Source organism: Usitatibacter rugosus (assembly GCF_013003965.1).
Classification (GTDB): Bacteria; Pseudomonadota; Gammaproteobacteria; order Burkholderiales; family Usitatibacteraceae; genus Usitatibacter; species Usitatibacter rugosus.
On the sequence record NZ_CP053069.1, the window covers coordinates 2,658,764 to 2,675,741 of the forward strand.

A 16,978-nucleotide genomic window follows, 5' to 3' on the forward strand; every position below is an offset into this window, starting at 1 on the left:
TCAGAAAATCTGGCGCGTGATGTTCTTCACGCCGCTGGCCGCGGGCAGGCCGAAGGCCGGGGTGCCGGGCGTGTTGTTGCCCTGGATGCTGTACGTGAACGTGCCGTTGTTGATGTCGGTGAAGTTGAACGTGAACGTGCCGACCTCGTTGTTGACCGTGTTGGTGCCGGACTGGAAGAAAGGCACCCCGCTCGTGACATAGACGGCGCCCGTGAAACGGGTAGGCGAAGTCCACGTGCCGCCGGGCATGACGATCCAGATCGGCCTGAAATCGGCGCCGTCGGCGGTGTTGGGCTCGGGGGTCAGCGGATCGTAGTGGTACAGCACCGCGAACGATTGATTGGACGGGTGCTGGATGAAGCTGATGCCCCAGCCCGACTCGGCGGGCAGCCACCACATGTCGGTGTAGTTGGCGTTGGGGACGGCCTGCGCGGAGGCCTGGAGCGAGGCGGCACAGGCGGCCGCGGCGAAGAAAAGACGCATCTTGGAAGGCTTCATCGGGAGTCCCACTATAATCCAGTTAACGTTCCGACACGTATTTGGCTGACAGGTTTCCGCCCCCTTCCATGCTGCTCGATTCCCGCAAGCAACTCGCCGATCCCATCGAGGAAGTCATCGCCCGCGCCGGCCAGGTCATCCTCGGCAAGGAGGGGCAGATCCGCCTCGCGATGGCGTGCATCCTCGCTCGCGGCCACCTGCTGATCGAGGACGTTCCCGGCGTGGGCAAGACCACGCTCTCCCACGCGCTCGCCCGGCTGCTCGGCCTCGACTACCAGCGCATCCAATTTACGTCCGACATCCTCCCGGCGGATGTCATCGGCGTGTCGATCTTCGATCGCGACAGCTCCACCTTCCGCTTCCACCCGGGCCCGATCTTCGCGCAGATCATCCTCGCCGACGAGATCAACCGCGCGAGCCCCAAGGCGCAAAGCGCGCTATTGGAAGCGATGGAGGAGCACCAGGTGACCGCCGAGGGCGAGACGCGGCGCCTGCCCGAGCCCTTCTTCGTCATCGCGACACAAAATCCGCTGCACCAGGTGGGCACGTTCCCGCTGCCCGAGTCGCAGCTCGACCGCTTCCTCATGCGCATCCACCTGGGCTACCCCGATGCCAAGGCCGAGCGCGCGCTGCTGATGGGGGAAGAGCGGCGCGACATGATCCAGCACCTCCAGCCGGCGATGACGGCCGCGCAGCTCCTCGAGCTGCAGGCCGCGGTGCCACAGGTGCAGGTGTCCGAGGCGCTCCTCGACTACGCCCAGGCCCTCATCAACCACACGCGCCACTCGCCGCGCTATGCGCAGGGCCTCTCGCCGCGCGCCGGCCTCGCCCTGCTTCGCGCCGCGCAGGCGTGGGCGATGATGAAGGGCCGCAGGCAAGTGCTGCCCGAGGACGTGCAGGCCATCCTGCCCTCGGTCGTCGGGCACCGCGTGCACGGCAGCGCCGAGGCGGCCAAGGGCGGGTTCGACGCCGCGCGAGACCTGCTGACGGGCGTCGCGATCCCTTGAACGGGTGATGTTCGCGAACATCCGCCAGTCGGTCGCCGACTGGATCTTCCGCGCCGCCGTTCCCGAGGCGCCGCCGGTCACGCTGGTCCAGCGGCGCATCTTCATCCTGCCCACGCGGCAGGGCTACTTCTTCGCCTTCACGCTGCTGCTCCTGCTGATGGCGTCGATCAACTACACGCTCTCGCTGGGCTTCCTGCTCACGTTCCTGCTGGCGGCGATGGGCGGCGTGGCAATGCTGCACACCTGGCGCAACCTCGCGCACCTCAAGCTTCGCCCCGGGCATTGCCCGCCGGTCTTCGCGGGCGAGACCGCGCACTTCGGCGTCACCATCGAGACGCCTTCGCGCACGCGCTTCGCCGTCGCCATTCGCCGCCGCGATGCGGAGCCCAGCTACGCGGACGTGGAGCTCGGCAACGTCGCCGTCGTGTCGCTGCCTTCGGCGGCGGTGCGGCGCGGGCGCGTCGCCTGCGGCCGCCTGGAGATCTTCACGCGCTATCCGGTGGGGCTTTTCCACGCGTGGTCGTACTTCGACTTCGGCCTGCAGGTCATCGTCTACCCGCAGCCGGATGCCTCCGCCGGCGCCCCGCCCACGCAATCGCACGGTGAGGCCGAGGAAGGGATCCCCGTTCCGGGCGACGACGAATTCAACCAGCTGCGCCCGTATCACGCCGGCGATCCGCCGCGGCAGATCGCGTGGAAGGCGCTGGCACGCGGCCAGGGGCTGCTCACGAAGGAGTTCAACGCCACCGCCTCCTCGGAGATGTGGTTCGACTGGAACGACGCCCGCGCCCTCGACCCGGAGTCGCGCCTGTCGGTGCTGTGTCATTGGGTGCTCGAGGCCGAGCGCATGGGCCAGAGCTACGGCCTGCGGCTGCCGGGAACCTCGATCGAGCCGGGCCGGGGCGACGCCCACCGCACGCGCTGCCTCAACGCGCTCGCCCTCCACGGCGACCCGAAGCCGCAATGAGCGCCCTCGCCCCGCCCGCGGCCCTGCGCGCCCTCGACATCCGCAACGTCTTCTGGCTGCTGGCCGCGATGGCGTTCGTGATCGCGCCCCACCTGCTGCGCGTACCCGCGTGGGTCGGCATCTTCTTCGCGGCGATCATCGCGTGGCGCGGATGGATCTCGATCTCCGCGCAGCGCTTCCCGCCGCGCTGGTTCACCACCGTGCTCACCTTCGGCGCCTCGGTCGCCGTGTTCTTCGCCTACGGGCGCATCGTCGGCCGCGACGCGGGCGTGACGCTGCTCATCGTGATGGCGGCGATGAAGCTGCTCGAGATGCGCACGCAGCGCGAGGTGATCCTCTGCATCTACCTGGGCTTCTTCCTGGTGATGACGAACTTCCTCTTCTCGCAGTCGATCCCGCTCGGCATCTACCTGCTGGCGTGCGTGTGGCTCTTCGTGGCCACGCTCGTGGGGTTCCAGCGCATCGGGGCCACGCCCACCGTGCGCGAGCGCCTCGTGCCCGCGGGCCTGCTGCTGCTGCAGGCCTTGCCGCTGATGGCCGCGTTCTTCCTGCTCTTCCCGCGCGTGCAGGGGCCGCTGTGGGCGTTGCCGCAGGACGCGCGAGCGGGAATGACGGGGCTCTCGGAGACCATGACCCCGGGCAACATCTCCAAGTTGATCCAGTCGGATTCCCTCGCGTTTCGCGTGCAGTTCGAGGACAAGATCCCGGCGTACGGAACGCTCTACTGGCGCGGGCCGGTGCTCTGGGGCTTCGATGGCTCGACGTGGCGGGCGAACGAGAGCGCGCCGCTTCGCAACGCCCCATACGAGAAGGCCGAGCGGCCGGTGCGCTACGCGGTGACGGTCGAGCCCACCGGCAAGCATTGGCTCTTCGCGCTCGACATCCCCGGAAGCACGCTGCCGCCGGGCAGCACCATCCGCCACGACCTGCAGATCCGCTCGACGCGGCCCGTGGATACGCGCATCCGCTACGAGATGGTCTCGTACCTCGACTACGCGTACGACGAGAAATTCCCGCAGATGTGGCGCAACTACGCGCTCAGCCTCGGCGACGAGTCGCGCAACCCGCAGACCATCGCCCTCGGCCAGCAATGGCGCGCGGATCTCCGGGAGCCCGCGGCGATCGTGAATCGGGCCCTCACGATGTTCAACCGCGAGTTCACCTACACCCTCGAGCCGCCGCTGCTCGACGAGCGCAGCCCCTACGACGACTTCCTCTTCCAGACGAAGCGCGGGTTCTGCGAGCACTACGCCGGCAGCTTCGCGCTGCTGATGAGGGCCGCCGGCATCCCGGCGCGGATCGTGACCGGCTACCTCGGCGGCGACGTGAACCCGCTGAACCAGGAGCTCATCGTCCGCCAGGCCGATGCGCATGCGTGGGTCGAGCTGTGGCTCGAGGGTCGCGGGTGGATTCGCGTCGACCCCACGGGTGCCGTCTCGCCGCTGCGCGTCGAAGGCGGCATGGACGCGGCGCTCGGACCCATCGGCGCGATGTCCTCGCTGATCGCCGCGGACAAGCTGGGCGTGCTCTCGCGCATGCGCTACGCCTGGCAGGTGGTGAACAGCGAGTGGGACCAATGGGTCGTCGGCTACAACGTCGACCGCCAGCGCCAGTTCCTCCAGCAGCTCGGCATGGGCGTGAACATCGACTGGCAGAAGCTGGCCCTGTGGCTTGGCGGCAGCACGTTCGTGATCGGCGGACTCATCGCGTTGGGGTTGCTGCTGCGCGACCTTCCGCGCCGCGGCGATCCCTCGCTCGCCGCTTGGAAGCGCTTCTGCGCGAAGCTCGCCCGCATCGGCCTCGCACGGGCGCCGCACGAAGGTCCGGTCGATTTCACCGAACGCGTGGCCGGCACTCGCCCGGAGCTGGAGCGCGCGGCCCGCGAGATCACGGAGCGCTACGTCGAAGCGCGCTACGGCCGCGGTGCCAGCCCGGCGCAGCTGCGCGAGCTCTCGCGGCTCGTGCGCGCCTTCCGCGCCGCCTGATCTTCGGCGAGAATCGCGCTCCATGCCGCCCGTCCCCGTTCGCCGCAACGAGCCCTGCCCCTGCGGAAGCGGCCAGCGCTACAAGGATTGCCACGGCCGCCTCGGAGGCGATGCACCGCCCGCAGCGACGGCGACCGACCCGCGCATCCCGCAAGCGCTGCAGGCCCACCAGCAGGGCCGCCTCGCCGAAGCGGGCGCCGTGTATCGCGCGATCCTCGAGTCCGATCCGGGCAACGCCATCGCGACGCACTACCTCGGCATGATCGATTGGACCGAGGGCCGCCTCGCCGAGGCTGAAGCGAAACTGCGCGCCTCGATCGCGGCCGATGCGCGCATTCCCGATTTCCACAGCAACCTGGCGCTCCTCGAAGGCAACCTCGGCCGCAACGCCGCGGCGGTCGCGGGCTTCCGGCGTGCGCTCGAGGTCGATCCGGGCTACTTCGAAGCGTGGAACAACCTCGGCCTCGCGCTGGAGGACGCCCTGCAGTGGCAAGACGCCGAGAGCGCGTATCGACATGCGCTCGAGCGCTCGCCGGGCTTCGCCGCCGCGCACCAGAACCTCGCGCGCCTGCAGTTGTGCCTCGGGCGATTCGCGGAAGCCTGGGACCATTACCGCTGGCGCCTCCATGCGCGCGGCGTGACCGCCCCGCCTGAAGCAAACGCGCCGCGCCTGCCCGCATCGCTCTCCGGCCGCCGCTTCGTGCTCCATGGCGAACAGGGCGTGGGCGACGTGCTGTTCTTCCTGCGCTTCGCACCGGAGCTCACGCGCCGCGGCGCGCAGCTCGCCTTTCGCGGCGACCCGCGCCTGCACGGCATGCTGCAACGCACCGGCCACTTCGCGCTCGGCTGCGCGGCCGAGAGCCAAGCCGCGCCGGACCTGGAAGCGATCTACGTGGGTGACCTGCCGTGGCTCACCGGTGCCGACGACGCCTCGCGCTTTCCGCCGGCGCTGCCCCTCACGCCGCTCGCCGATCGCATCGATGCCCTGCAACGCGAGCTCGAAGCCCTGGGCCCCGCTCCGCGCATCGCGATCACCTGGCGGGCGGGCGTCGCGGCCAAGGGTGCAACGCGCGCGCAGGTGAAGGAGGCGGTGACGGATTGGATCGTCGGCGAGCTTCGCGGCAGCGCCGCGACGCTCGTGAGCGTGCAGCGCAACCCCGTACCCGGTTCACGAGAGGCCCTGGAGCGTGCGCTGGGAGCGACCGTGCACGACTTGTCCGATGCCAACGCGGATCTCGAGGACATGCTGGCCCTCATGGATCTCGTCGACGACTACGTGGGGCCCAGCAACACCAACACGCACCTGCGCGCCGGTGTGGCGAAAGGCCAGCGGGTCTACGTGCCCGATCCGCCGGAGTGGCGCTGGATGGTCGAGGGCGAGACCTCGCCCTGGTACCCGGGCATGCGCGTGAGCCGCCCGCCGCGCCCGTGAAGGCCTAGCGCCGACGGCGCGACTGGTAACCCTCTTCGTAGCCCTGGTCGTACGCGCTGCTGTTCGAGTAATTGTTGTAGGGCGAGCGCACGGCGCCATCGCGATAGCCGCGCTTGTAGTCGCTGTCGGACGGAGCAAGGTCGTTGCGCACGCCGTACGCGCGATCGACGTACACCTCGCTTACGTTGCCCTGGTTATCCACCAGGCACCGGAACGCGAGCACGTCGTTGCCCGTTCGCACCTGGCCGCTGACCACGCTGCCGTTGACCTGCACGCCGTCGAACGAACCGGGGTAGCCGCGGCTCGTGACCTCCGACTTGCAACGCGCGTCCGCGTCGGCCACCTGGGCGTGCGCAAACGGCGCGGCGGTGGCAATGAGCACTGCGGCGGCAAAGTGCGGGAAGCGGCGATGCATGGCGGGTCTCCTTGGTGATCCGCAGGGTTGACCCCGCGGCGGCACCGGGAGTTCCGCTTCAGGGCGCGGGAAGGACCTTCGCGGGATCGACGGGCTTGCCGTTGCGGCGGACCTCGAAGTGCAGCTTCACCTGGTCGGTATCCGAAGAGCCCATCTCGGCGATCTTCTGGCCCTTCTTCACGTCCTGCTGCTCTTTCACGAGGAGCTTCTCGTTGTGGGCATACGCCGACACCCACGTGGCGTTGTGCTTGATGATCACCAGACGCCCGTAGCCGCGGAGCTCCCCGGCGTAGATGACGCGCCCGGCGGCCGCGGCCTGCACGGGAGCGCCCTTCTTGCCCGGGATGTCGACGCCCTTGGTGGAATCGGTGAACGGCGCGAGCGCCTTGCCCTTCACGGGCCACATCCAGTCGACGTCCTCGGAGTCTGTTCCGGGCGAGGCTTTCTCGGGTTCGGGTGCAGGCGCAGGGGGCCGTGCGGGCGCTTCCGGCGAGGCAGGCGCACTGATCGGCGCGGGCGGTGCGGATGCGACGGTGGTACCGCCGGCCTCGGGCACGGAGAGCTGCGAGAGCGTCTTCTCGGAGAACGGCAGCTTCTGGCCGCGCGGCTCGACCTTCAGCTTGTCCGTATTCGCGAGGGGCCGCGCCTCGATCGGCGGCCCGGCAGTGGCGAGTGGTGTAGGACCGACGGCGAGCGGCGTGGTCTGCCCCATGCCCATCGGGGGAGCGAGCTGCAGCACCTGGCCCACGCTGATCACGTTGACGTTGGTGATTCCGTTCCACGCCGCCAACTCGCGATATTCCAACCCGTATTGCAGCGCGATGGCCACCAGCGTTTCGCCGCGCTTCACCGTGTGCGTGGGGATGGGCTTGGGCGCGGGCTTTTCCGGCTCCACAGGTGCGGGGGCCTCGACCACCGCGGGCGGAGGCGCGGCGCGATCGCTGACGGGCGCGGGCTGGCGGGACGCGCAGCCCGCGAGCAACGCGAGGGCGAGCGCAACGAAGAGATGCCTGGAGGTCATTGAGCGAGTCCCGGAAGGAGCGGCACGAACCGGACGGCTTCGCGCTTCTGTTCGGTGAATCCTTTTTCCGTGCGGTCGATCACGTAGAGCCACTGCTCGCCCACGCCGACCGGCAGGACGAGCCGCCCGCCGACGGCGAGCTGCTCCTTCAACGCGGGAGGGACGTGGCTCGCTGACGCCGCGGAGAGGATTCCGTCATAGGGTGCGCCTTCGGCATAGCCGGCGTGGCCGTCGGCATGCTTGTAGCGCACGTTGTAGAAGCGCAGGTCGCGCAGGTGCCGGCGGGCCTTGTCCATCAGCGGGGCGATGCGCTCGAGCGTGTAGACCTCCTTCACGAGCCGCGCCAGCACCGCCGTCTGGTAGCCGCAGCCGGTGCCGATCTCGAGGACCTTGGCCATCGGCGTCTTCTCGAGGAGCAGCTGCGTCATCGACGCGACGATGAGGGGGCTGGAGATCGTCTGGCCATGGCCGATGGGCAGGGGCGTGTCCTCATAGGCGCGGGACGCGATGCCCTCCTCGACGAACGCGTGGCGCGGGAGCTCGAGCATCGCGGCCAGCACGCGCTCGTCCGTGATGCCTTCGTGACGAAGCATCTCGACCATCCGCTGGCGCGTGCGGTCGGAGGTCATGCCGATGCCGGCGACGCCCGTCATGGCTTGACGATCCAATCCTTCACGAGCGGGATCTGCGCGGCGTGCGTGAGGTCGACCTGGAGCGGCGTCACGGAGACGGAGCCGTGCTCCAGGGCGTGGAAATCGGTGCCCGGGCCGGCCTCGCGCGCCGCACCGGCCGCACCCACCCAATAGACCGTCTCGCCGCGCGGGTTCTTGCCCGGCACGACGGGCTGCGCCTTGTGGCGCCGGCCGAGGCGCGTGACCTCGATGCCCTTCAGGGCGGCGTATTCCACGTCCGGCACGTTCACGTTGAGCAGCACCGGAGCGCCGAAGGGCGCCTTGGCGAGGCGCTCGACGATCGTGCGCGCGACCTGGGCCGCGGTGTCGAAATGGGAGATCTCGTGGCCCACCAGCGATACGGCCACCGAGGGAATGCCGAGCAGGTAGCCCTCGGTAGCCGCGGCGACCGTGCCCGAGTAGAGCGTGTCGTCGCCCATGTTGGAGCCGAGGTTGATGCCGGAGACCACGACATCCGGCTCGAAATCGAGCCAGCCGGTGACGGCCATGTGGACGCAGTCGGTCGGCGTGCCGTTCACGTAGTAGAAGCCGTTGGGGGCCTTGCGAAGCGTGAGCGGCCGGTCGAGCGTGAGGCTGTTGGAGGCGCCGCTGCGGTCGCGCTCGGGAGCCACGACGGTGATTTCGCCCAGGGGAGCCAGGCCTTGCGCCAATGCCGCCAATCCCGGGGAGAAATAGCCGTCGTCGTTCGAGAGGAGGATGCGCATTTTTTGGTGACGAATTATAGCATCGGGGTCGGCTAGAATCGCCGCACTTCCCCTCATCCGGCCCCCATGAAACGCCTCCTGCCCGCCCTGCTTGCCCTGGGTATCCCCCTCGGCGCCTCCGCAGCGATCGATGTCCCCACGAAGGAATTCGATGCCTGCACCGACTTCTACCAGTACGCCAATGCCAGCTGGCTCGATACCGCGAAGATCCCCGACGACCGGTCGCGCTGGAGCACGTTCGACATCGTGGGCGAGCGCAACACGGCGCTGCTCATCGATGCGTTCGGAACCGAGATCAAGGCCGGCAAGTTCGCCGCCGGATCCGCCCAACGCAAGGTGGTGGACTACTACGCGAGCGGTCTCGACCGCGAGGCCATCGAGGCCGCGGGCGTGAAGCCGCTGCAGCCGCTGCTGGATGCCATCGCGCTCACCGCCGAGCCGGCCACGCTGGCCGCGACCCTCGCCCGCATGCAGCAGGCGGGCAGCAAGGCGGGTTTTGCGTTCTTCGTCCGGCCCGACGCCAAGGATTCGAAGGTGTATCTCGCCGAGATCGCGCAGGGTGGCCTGGGCCTTCCCGACCGCGACTACTACTTCCGCGACGATGCGCGCACGCAGCAGCAGCGCGACGCCTACCTCAAGTACATCGAGCAGGTCTTCGTGCTGCTGGGCGAGCCGCCGGCCAAGGCCGCGGAATCGGCCGTACAGGTACTCGTGTTCGAGACCGAGCTTGCCCGCGCCTCGATGACCGCCGTCGAGCGCCGCGACATCGACGCCACGTACAACCCGATGACGATCGACGCGCTCGCCGCGGATGCGCCGGGCTTCCCGTGGCGAGCGTACTTCGACGCGGTCGGTGCCAAGGGCCTCGCGCGCGTGAACGTGGCGCAACCGGCGTACTTCCGCGCCCTGGCGAAGTTCGCCGCGCAGCGCCGGCCCGCGGAATGGCAGGCGTACCTGCGCTTCCAGCTCGTCAACGACGCGGCGCCCACGCTGCCGAAGCGTTTCGAGGACGCGCATTACGCGTTCCACTCCGGCGTGCTGAAGGGCGTGAAGGTCGCCCCGCCGCGCGAGCGCCACGTGCTCTCGTTCATCAGCGGCAACTACGGCACCGAGCCCATGGCCCAGGCGATCGGCATGATCTTCGTCGACCGCGCGTTCCCTCCGGAAGCGAAGGCGAGGTCCGATGCGCTCATCCGCAACGTGAAGGCGGCGCTCGGTGATCGCATCCGGGCCCTCGACTGGATGGGTGCCGAGACGAAGGTCGCCGCGCTCGGGAAACTGGACGCGATCGTTCCGAAGATCGCCTATCCCGACAGATGGCGTGACTATTCCGCTTCCACCGTCGGACGCCATGCCTTCGCCGACAACTGGATGCGCGCTGGGCGCTTCGAGGCCGCGCGCCAGGTGGCGCTGCTCGGCAAGGCCGTGGATCGGACGGAGTGGGGCATGTCGCCGCACATCGTGAACGCGTTCTACAACGCGCGCGCGAACGAGATCGTGTTCCCCGCCGGCATCCTGCAGCCGCCCTTCTTCGACGCGAAGGCCGACGATGCGGTGAACTACGGCGCCATCGGCATGGTGATCGGCCACGAGATCACGCACGGCTTCGACGACCGCGGCCGGCGCTTCGATTCGATCGGCAACCTGCGCGACTGGTGGACGGCCGACGACGCCAAGCGCTACGAGGCGCGCGCCTCGATGGTGGTGAAGCAGTTCGACGCCTTCGTCGGCGTCGAGGGCGTGCACGTGAACGGCAAGCTCACGCTGGGCGAGAACATCTCCGACCTGGGCGGGCTCAAGATCGCCTACACCGCGATGCAGAAGGCGCTCGAGGGCACCGCCCGGGCTCCGATCGACGGCCTCACGCCCGAGCAGCGCTTCTTCATCTCCTACGCGCAGGGCTGGCGCAGCAAGATGCGCCCCGAGCAGGAGCTGATCTACCTCAAGACCGACGGGCATTCGCCGCCGCGCTTCCGCGTGCGCGGCCCGCTGGAAAACATGCCCGAGTTCGCGCGCGCCTTCTCCTGCGATACCGCGAAAACCCTCCGCGCCGACAACGAGCGCGTCAACATCTGGTGACCCCATGAAGAACACATTCCGCCGCATCGCCCTCGCCTCGGCCCTCGCCGCTGGCCTGCCCGCCGCAGCCCTCGACGTCGAGAGCTACTCGAAGGACATCGACGCCTGCACCGACTTCTACCGATACGTGAACGCGCAGTGGCTTTCGAAGACGACCATTCCCGCGGACCGCGCGTCGTGGGGCGTGGGCGCGGAGATGCAGAAGCGCAACGAAGCCCTGATCCGCGAATCGATCGCGGCGGCACGCAGCAACCCGCCGCCCGAAGGCAGCGCGCAAAGGAAGGCGATCGACTTCTACGAGAGCGGCATGAGCCTCGAGGCCATCGAGCGCGCGGGCCTGGCGCCGCTGGTCTCGGTGCAAGCAACCCTCGACGAGGTGAAGGACGCGAAGAGCCTCGCCCGCGCGCTGGCGGCGTTGCACACCTCGGGCATCCCCGCCGGCTTCGACTTCACGGTGAAGCAGGACCTCAAGGACTCGACGCATTACCTCTTCGACCTGACGCAAGGCGGTCTCGGGTTGCCGGAGCGCGACTACTACTTCAAGACCGACGCGAAGACGAAGGAGCAGCGCGAGAAGTACCGCGCCCACATGGCGCGCATGTTCGAGCTGGCCGGCGACAAGCCAGCGGCCGCCAAGGCGAACGCGAACACGGCCTTCGCGATCGAGACCGCACTCGCCCGCGCGTCGCGCACCGCGGTCGACCTCCGCGACGACGAGAAGAACTACAACAAGACGACCGTCGCGAAGCTCACCTCCGGCGCCCCGGGCTTCCCGTGGACCGAGTACCTGAACGCGCTCGGCGCCGCGTCGCTGGCCAATCTCAACAACGCGCAGCCGGCGTTCTCCAAGGCCTTCGCCACGCAGGTCGCGAGCCGGCCCGCCGCGCAGTGGCGCACCTACCTGCGCTGGTCGGCCCTGCGCAAGCTCGCCCCGATGCTACCCAAGGCCATCTCCGATGAGTCGTTCGCGTTCAACCAGGGCGTGATCAACGGCCTCAAGGCGCGCCCGGAGCGCGAACGCGAGGTGCTCACGATCATGAACGGGCCCTACGGCGACGAGCCGATGGCCCAGGCGCTCGGCCAGATCTATGTCGCGAAAGCCTTCCCGCCGGAGGCCAAGGCCCGTGCCGACGCGCTGATCGTCAACGTGAAGGCCGCGCTGGGCGATCGCCTGCGCGAGGTGGACTGGATGGGAGACGCGACGCGGCAGAAGGCGCTCGCGAAGCTGGCCGCGATGAACGTGAAGATCGGCTACCCCACGCCCTGGAAGGACTACGCCGATGCGCGCATCGCGGCCGCACCGTTCGCGCAGAACTGGATGGAGGCCAAGCGCTTCGAGACGCGCCGCGTGCTGAAGCGCCTCGGCCAGCCGGTGGACCGCAGCGAATGGTGGATGGCCCCGCAGATGGTCAACGCGTACTACGACCCGAGCCTGAACGAGATCGTGTTCCCCGCGGCCATCCTGCAGCCTCCCATGTTCGACGCAACCGCGGACGACGCGGTGAACTACGGCGGCATCGGCATGGTGATCGGCCACGAGATCACGCACGGCTTCGACGACAGCGGCCGCAAGTACGATGCGCAGGGCAACCTCAAGGACTGGTGGACGGCCGATGACGCGAAGCGCTACGACGCGCGCGCCCAACTGATGGTGAAGCAGTTCGACGGCTACGTCGGCGTCGAGGGCCTGCACGTGAACGGCAAGCTCACGCTGGGCGAGAACATCTCGGATCTCGGCGGCGTGAAGATCGCGTACCTGGCCCTGCAGAAGTCGCTGGCCGGCAAGCCCCGCGAACCGGTGCAGGGCTTCACGCCCGAGCAGCGCTTCTTCCTCGCGTTCGCCGAGTCGTGGCGCCGCCTGGACCGCCCGGAGCGCGAGCGCCTGATCATCCAGACCGACGGGCACTCGCCGGGTCGCTTCCGTGTCCGCGGGCCGACCGAGAACCTGCCGGAATTCGCGAAAGCCTTCTCGTGCGATCCCGCCAAGGCGCTGCGCGCCGAATCGGAGCGCGTGCACATCTGGTAGGGTTCACGCGATGAAGACCTTCGACATTGCCGGGCGCGTGGCGCTCGTGACGGGCGCCTCCAGCGGGTTGGGCGAATCGTTCGCGCGGGCGCTCGCGAAGGCGGGCGCCGTCGTCGTGGTGGCCGCGCGCCGCGAGGACCGTTTGGCGAAGCTCGTGGCCGACATCGCGGCCGCGGGCGGCACGGCTCATGCGGTGGCGCTCGACGTCTCGGACGCCAAGTCGGTCGAGGCGGCGTTCGCGAAGATCGTTGCGACGATCGGCGTGCCGCAGATCGTCGTGAACAACGCCGGCATCGGCTCGGCCAAGCCAGCCATCGACCTCACCGAGGAGGATTGGCGCTCCATGATGGCGACCAACCTCGACGGTGCGTGGCGCGTCGCGCAGGCCGCTGCCAAGGCGCTGGTGGCCGCGAAGAAGCCGGGAAGCATCGTGAACATCGCGTCCATCCTCGGGCTGCGCGTGGCCAACAACCTCGCGTCGTACGCCACCGCGAAGGCGGGCCTGGTGCAGCTCACGAAGGCACTGGCGCTCGAGTGGGCGCGCTACGGCATCCGCGTGAACGCGATCGCGCCGGGCTACGTGGAGACCGAGATGAACCAGGGCATGTTCGACACGGAGGCCGGCCAGGCGCTCGTGAAGCGCGTGCCCATGCGCCGCATCGGGACGGCGGAGGAGCTCCACGGAGCCCTCTTCCTCCTCGCCTCTGACGCCGGCAGCTACATGACCGGCTCCGTCATCACCGTCGACGGCGGCCACTCCACCAACTCCCTCTGAAGAAATGAGGGTCAGCTACTTTTTCCGCGCGGTGAATGAATAAAGGGGTCAGGACAACTTATTCGTACGCCTCTCTTTTCGAATAAGTTGTCCTGACCCCTTTATTCATTCATTCGTACTCGGCGAGCGGCACGCAGCTGCAGAAGAGGTTGCGGTCGCCGTAGACGTTGTCGGCGCGACCGACGGGCGACCAGTACTTGGAGTCCCGCAGGCTCTTCAACGGATAGGCGGCGAGCTCGCGGGAGTACTTCCGCTTCCAGTCGTCGCCGATCACCACGGCCGCGGTGTGCGGAGCGTTGCGAAGCGGGTTGTCTTCCGGGTCGAGCTTCCCCTCCTCCACGGCGCGGATCTCCTCGCGGATCGCGATCATCGCCTCGCAGAAGCGGTCGAGCTCGAGCTTCGATTCGCTCTCCGTCGGCTCCACCATCAGCGTGCCGGCGACGGGGAAGGACATCGTCGGCGCGTGGAAGCCGTAGTCGATGAGGCGCTTGGCGACGTCGTCCACGGTGATACCGGACGATTCCTTGATCGGCCGCAGGTCGAGGATGCACTCGTGCGCCACCAATCCCCCCGGGCCCGAGTACAGCACCGGGTAGTGCGGCGCGAGGCGCCTGGCGATGTAGTTGGCATTGAGGATCGCGACCTCGCTCGCCCGCTTCAGGCCCTCGCCGCCCATCATCTCGATGTACATCCACGAGATCGGCAGGATCGAGGCGCTGCCGAACGGCGCGGCCGACACCGGGCCGATGCCGCCGGGAGCCGCTTCGAGGTGCCGATGGCCCGGCAGGAATCTCGCCAGGTGCGCCTTCACCGCGACCGGACCGACACCAGGCCCGCCGCCGCCGTGCGGGATGCAGAACGTCTTGTGCAGGTTCAGGTGCGAGACGTCGCCGCCGAACTGGCCCGGCGCCGCCAAGCCCACCATCGCGTTCAGGTTCGCCCCGTCCACGTACACCTGGCCGCCGTGCTTGTGCACGACGTCGCAGATCTCGACGATGCCGGTCTCGAACACGCCGTGCGTGGACGGGTACGTGACCATGATGGCGGCGAGGTCGTGCGCGTGCTCGTCGGCCTTCTTCTTCAGGTCGGCAAGGTCGACCTCGCCCTCGTCCGTCGAAGCGACCACGACGACCTTCATGCCGACCATCTGCGCCGACGCCGGGTTGGTGCCGTGCGCGGACGTGGGGATGAGGCAGACGTTGCGGTGCCCCTCGCCGCGGCTCTCGTGATACGCCTTGATCGCAAGCAGGCCCGCGTACTCACCTTGCGAGCCGGCGTTGGGCTGCAACGACACCGCGTCGTAGCCGGTGGCCTGGCAGAGCATCTTCTCGAGGCCGACGATCAGCTCGCTGTAGCCCTGCCACTGGTCCACGGGCGCGAACGGGTGGATGGCGCCGAACTCGGGCCATGTCACGGGGATCATCTCGCTCGTGGCATTGAGCTTCATCGTGCACGAGCCCAGCGGGATCATGGAGCGGTCGAGCGCCACGTCCTTGTCGGCGAGCTTCCGCAGGTAGCGCAGCATCTCCGTCTCGGAGTGGTGCCGGTTGAAGACAGGATGCGTGAGAAACGGCGATTTCCTCGCGAGGGCCGCGGGGATCGCATCGTCGACGCGCGCGTCGAGCGACGCGGCGGTGAAGCCCACGTCCTCGCCCGCGAAGATGCGCCAGAGGTTCTCGACGTCGGCCGGGACCGTCGTCTCGTCGAGCGAGATGCCGAGCAGCACGCCGGAGCGGCGCAGGTTCACGCCGGCCGCGACGGCGCGATCGCCGATCTCGCGCGAGGCTTCGCCCGCCGCCACGGTGATCGTGTCGAAGAAGTGGCCCGTCGGCACCGCGAAGCCGAGCTTCACGAGACCCGCCTTGAGGATCGAGGCCAACCGGTGCGTGCGCCGCGCGATGCGCTCCAGCCCCTGCGGCCCGTGATACACCGCGTACATCGACGCCATCACCGCCAGCAGCACCTGCGCCGTGCAGATGTTGGAGGTCGCCTTCTCGCGGCGGATGTGTTGCTCACGGGTCTGCAACGCGAGGCGGTAGGCGCGCTCGCCCTGCGCATCGACGGTCACTCCGACCAGGCGTCCGGGCATGCTGCGCTTCAGCTCGTCTCGCACCGCCATGTAGCCGGCGTGCGGGCCGCCGAAGCCCATCGGCACGCCGAAGCGCTGCGCCGAGCCCACCGCGACGTCCGCGCCCCAATCACCGGGCGCATCGACCAGCACGAGGGCGAGGAGATCGGCCGCGGCGATCACGAAACCACCGCGCTGGTGCACGGCCGCGGCGAGGCTGCGATAGTCGCGCAGCTCGCCGTCCGTGCCGGGGTACTGCACCAGCACCGCGAAAGCCGGAGCCTCCGCGAGCTGTCCCGCCGGCATGACGCGCACCTCGATGCCCAGAGGCTTCGCGCGCGTGCGCACGACGTCGATCGTCTGCGGCAGCACGTCGTCGGCGACGGCGAAGACCTTCGCCTCGCCCTTCGCCGAGCGCGCGCACAGCGTCATCGCTTCGGCGGCCGCGGTCGCCTCGTCCAGCATGGACGCGTTGGCGATGGCGAGGCCCGTGAGGTCGGTCACCATCGTCTGGAAGTTGATCAGCGCTTCTAACCGACCCTGCGAGATCTCCGGCTGGTACGGCGTGTACGCCGTGTACCACGCGGGATTCTCGAGGACGTTCCGGAGGATCACGCCGGGCGTGTGCGTGCCGTAGTAGCCCTGCCCGATGTAGCTCTTGAACACCTTGTTCTTCGCGGCGATGCGGCGGATCTCGGCGAGCGCCTCGGCCTCGTGCATCGCTCGCCCCAGCTTCATCGGCGACTTGCGGCGGATGGCGGGCGGGATCACCGCGTCCATGAGGGCGTCCAGCGAGCCGTGGCCCAGCAGGCCCAGCATCTGCGCGACCTCGACGGCATCGGGTCCGATGTGGCGGCGCGCGAAGGCGCCGTGGTCCTCGAGCGCGTCGAGCGACTCGCGCGCACCCTTCACGGGAATGTCAGGCATTGGCGGATTTCTCGTAGGCGGCCGCGTCGAGGAGCTTGTCGACGTCTCCGGCGTTGTCGGGCTTGATGCGGAACATCCACGCTCCGTACGCGTCGGTGTTCACCTTCTCGGGCGTGCCGGTGAGCTCCGCGTTCGCCGCGACGATCTCGCCCGCCACCGGGGCATAGATGTCGGAAGCGGCCTTCACCGATTCCACGACGCCGATCGCCTCGCCCGAGGCGACCTTGCGGCCCGCCTTCGGCGCCTCGACGAAGACGATGTCGCCCAGCTGCTCCTGGGCATGGTCCGTGATGCCCACGGTGTAGGTGCCGTCGGTCTCGCGCTTCAGCCACTCGTGGGATTCGGTGTAACGCAGGTCCTTGGGGATGTTCATGCGGGCTCC

General features: G+C 68.8%; 14 protein-coding genes. 7 read left to right on the forward strand and 7 right to left on the reverse strand.

Annotation, left to right across the window (positions count from 1 at the left end; genetic code table 11):
* Entirely contained in the window at window positions 1-498 is a 498-nt protein-coding gene (locus DSM104443_RS12510; RefSeq protein WP_171092706.1) for a hypothetical protein, read from the reverse strand.
* Between the two features lie 68 nt (window positions 499-566).
* On the opposite strand from DSM104443_RS12510, the gene DSM104443_RS12515 reads away from it, so the two are divergent.
* Genes DSM104443_RS12515 through DSM104443_RS12530 form a run of 4 tightly spaced genes read left to right on the forward strand, consistent with a single transcriptional unit; the run spans window position 567 to window position 5,889 of the window.
* Window positions 567-1,505: an AAA family ATPase gene (locus tag DSM104443_RS12515; RefSeq protein WP_171092708.1), complete on the forward strand. Its 939-nt coding sequence runs from the start codon at window positions 567-569 to the stop codon at window positions 1,503-1,505.
* Between the two features lie 7 nt (window positions 1,506-1,512).
* On the forward strand, window positions 1,513-2,472 hold the full coding sequence (locus DSM104443_RS12520) for a DUF58 domain-containing protein (RefSeq protein WP_171092710.1): 960 nt from the start codon (window positions 1,513-1,515) through the stop codon (window positions 2,470-2,472).
* On the forward strand, window positions 2,469-4,457 hold the full coding sequence (locus DSM104443_RS12525) for a transglutaminase TgpA family protein (RefSeq protein ID WP_171092712.1): 1,989 nt from the start codon (window positions 2,469-2,471) through the stop codon (window positions 4,455-4,457). Before DSM104443_RS12520 ends, DSM104443_RS12525 begins: the two co-directional genes overlap by 4 nt.
* A 22-nt stretch (window positions 4,458-4,479) precedes the next feature.
* Complete coding sequence (locus DSM104443_RS12530) at window positions 4,480-5,889, forward strand: tetratricopeptide repeat protein (protein WP_171092714.1); 1,410 nt, start codon at window positions 4,480-4,482, stop codon at window positions 5,887-5,889.
* 4 nt (window positions 5,890-5,893) lie between these two features.
* Here the strand turns inward: DSM104443_RS12530 and DSM104443_RS12535 are convergent, their stop codons facing one another.
* The 4 genes from DSM104443_RS12535 to surE are packed head-to-tail and all read right to left on the reverse strand — an operon-like array spanning window position 5,894 to window position 8,721.
* Window positions 5,894-6,304, reverse strand: coding sequence for a hypothetical protein (locus DSM104443_RS12535; protein ID WP_171092716.1), 411 nt, complete (start codon window positions 6,302-6,304; stop codon window positions 5,894-5,896).
* Between the two features lie 58 nt (window positions 6,305-6,362).
* Window positions 6,363-7,325 carry a peptidoglycan DD-metalloendopeptidase family protein gene (locus DSM104443_RS12540; protein ID WP_171092718.1) on the reverse strand — a complete coding sequence of 321 codons (963 nt, stop codon included), beginning with the start codon at window positions 7,323-7,325 and terminating at the stop codon, window positions 6,363-6,365.
* Entirely contained in the window at window positions 7,322-7,978 is a 657-nt protein-coding gene (locus DSM104443_RS12545) for a protein-L-isoaspartate(D-aspartate) O-methyltransferase (protein ID WP_171092720.1), read from the reverse strand. The genes DSM104443_RS12540 and DSM104443_RS12545 overlap by 4 nt, the downstream gene beginning before the upstream one ends.
* Window positions 7,975-8,721 (reverse strand): 5'/3'-nucleotidase SurE, encoded by a 747-nt coding sequence (gene surE, locus DSM104443_RS12550; protein ID WP_171092722.1) that lies wholly within the window; start codon window positions 8,719-8,721, stop codon window positions 7,975-7,977. The genes DSM104443_RS12545 and surE overlap by 4 nt, the downstream gene beginning before the upstream one ends.
* Before the next feature lie 66 nt (window positions 8,722-8,787).
* Between surE and DSM104443_RS12555 the strand changes: the two genes are divergently transcribed.
* From DSM104443_RS12555 to DSM104443_RS12565, 3 genes are read left to right on the forward strand one after another with little or no spacing between them, the layout of a single operon-like run.
* Window positions 8,788-10,800, forward strand: a complete 2,013-nt coding sequence (locus tag DSM104443_RS12555) for a M13 family metallopeptidase (RefSeq protein ID WP_171092724.1) — start codon at window positions 8,788-8,790, stop codon at window positions 10,798-10,800.
* A 4-nt stretch (window positions 10,801-10,804) separates the two neighbouring features.
* Window positions 10,805-12,826 carry a M13 family metallopeptidase gene (locus tag DSM104443_RS12560; RefSeq protein WP_171092726.1) on the forward strand — a complete coding sequence of 674 codons (2,022 nt, stop codon included), beginning with the start codon at window positions 10,805-10,807 and terminating at the stop codon, window positions 12,824-12,826.
* A 10-nt stretch (window positions 12,827-12,836) separates the two neighbouring features.
* Window positions 12,837-13,601, forward strand: a complete 765-nt coding sequence (locus tag DSM104443_RS12565; protein WP_171092728.1) for an SDR family NAD(P)-dependent oxidoreductase — start codon at window positions 12,837-12,839, stop codon at window positions 13,599-13,601.
* Between the two features lie 109 nt (window positions 13,602-13,710).
* Here DSM104443_RS12565 and gcvP read toward each other — a convergent pair whose 3' ends face one another.
* Entirely contained in the window at window positions 13,711-16,596 is a 2,886-nt protein-coding gene (gene gcvP / locus DSM104443_RS12570) for an aminomethyl-transferring glycine dehydrogenase (protein WP_171092730.1), read from the reverse strand.
* Window positions 16,589-16,969, reverse strand: coding sequence for a glycine cleavage system protein GcvH (gene gcvH / locus DSM104443_RS12575; protein WP_171092732.1), 381 nt, complete (start codon window positions 16,967-16,969; stop codon window positions 16,589-16,591). The genes gcvP and gcvH overlap by 8 nt, the downstream gene beginning before the upstream one ends.
* Window positions 16,970-16,978 lie beyond the last annotated feature (9 nt).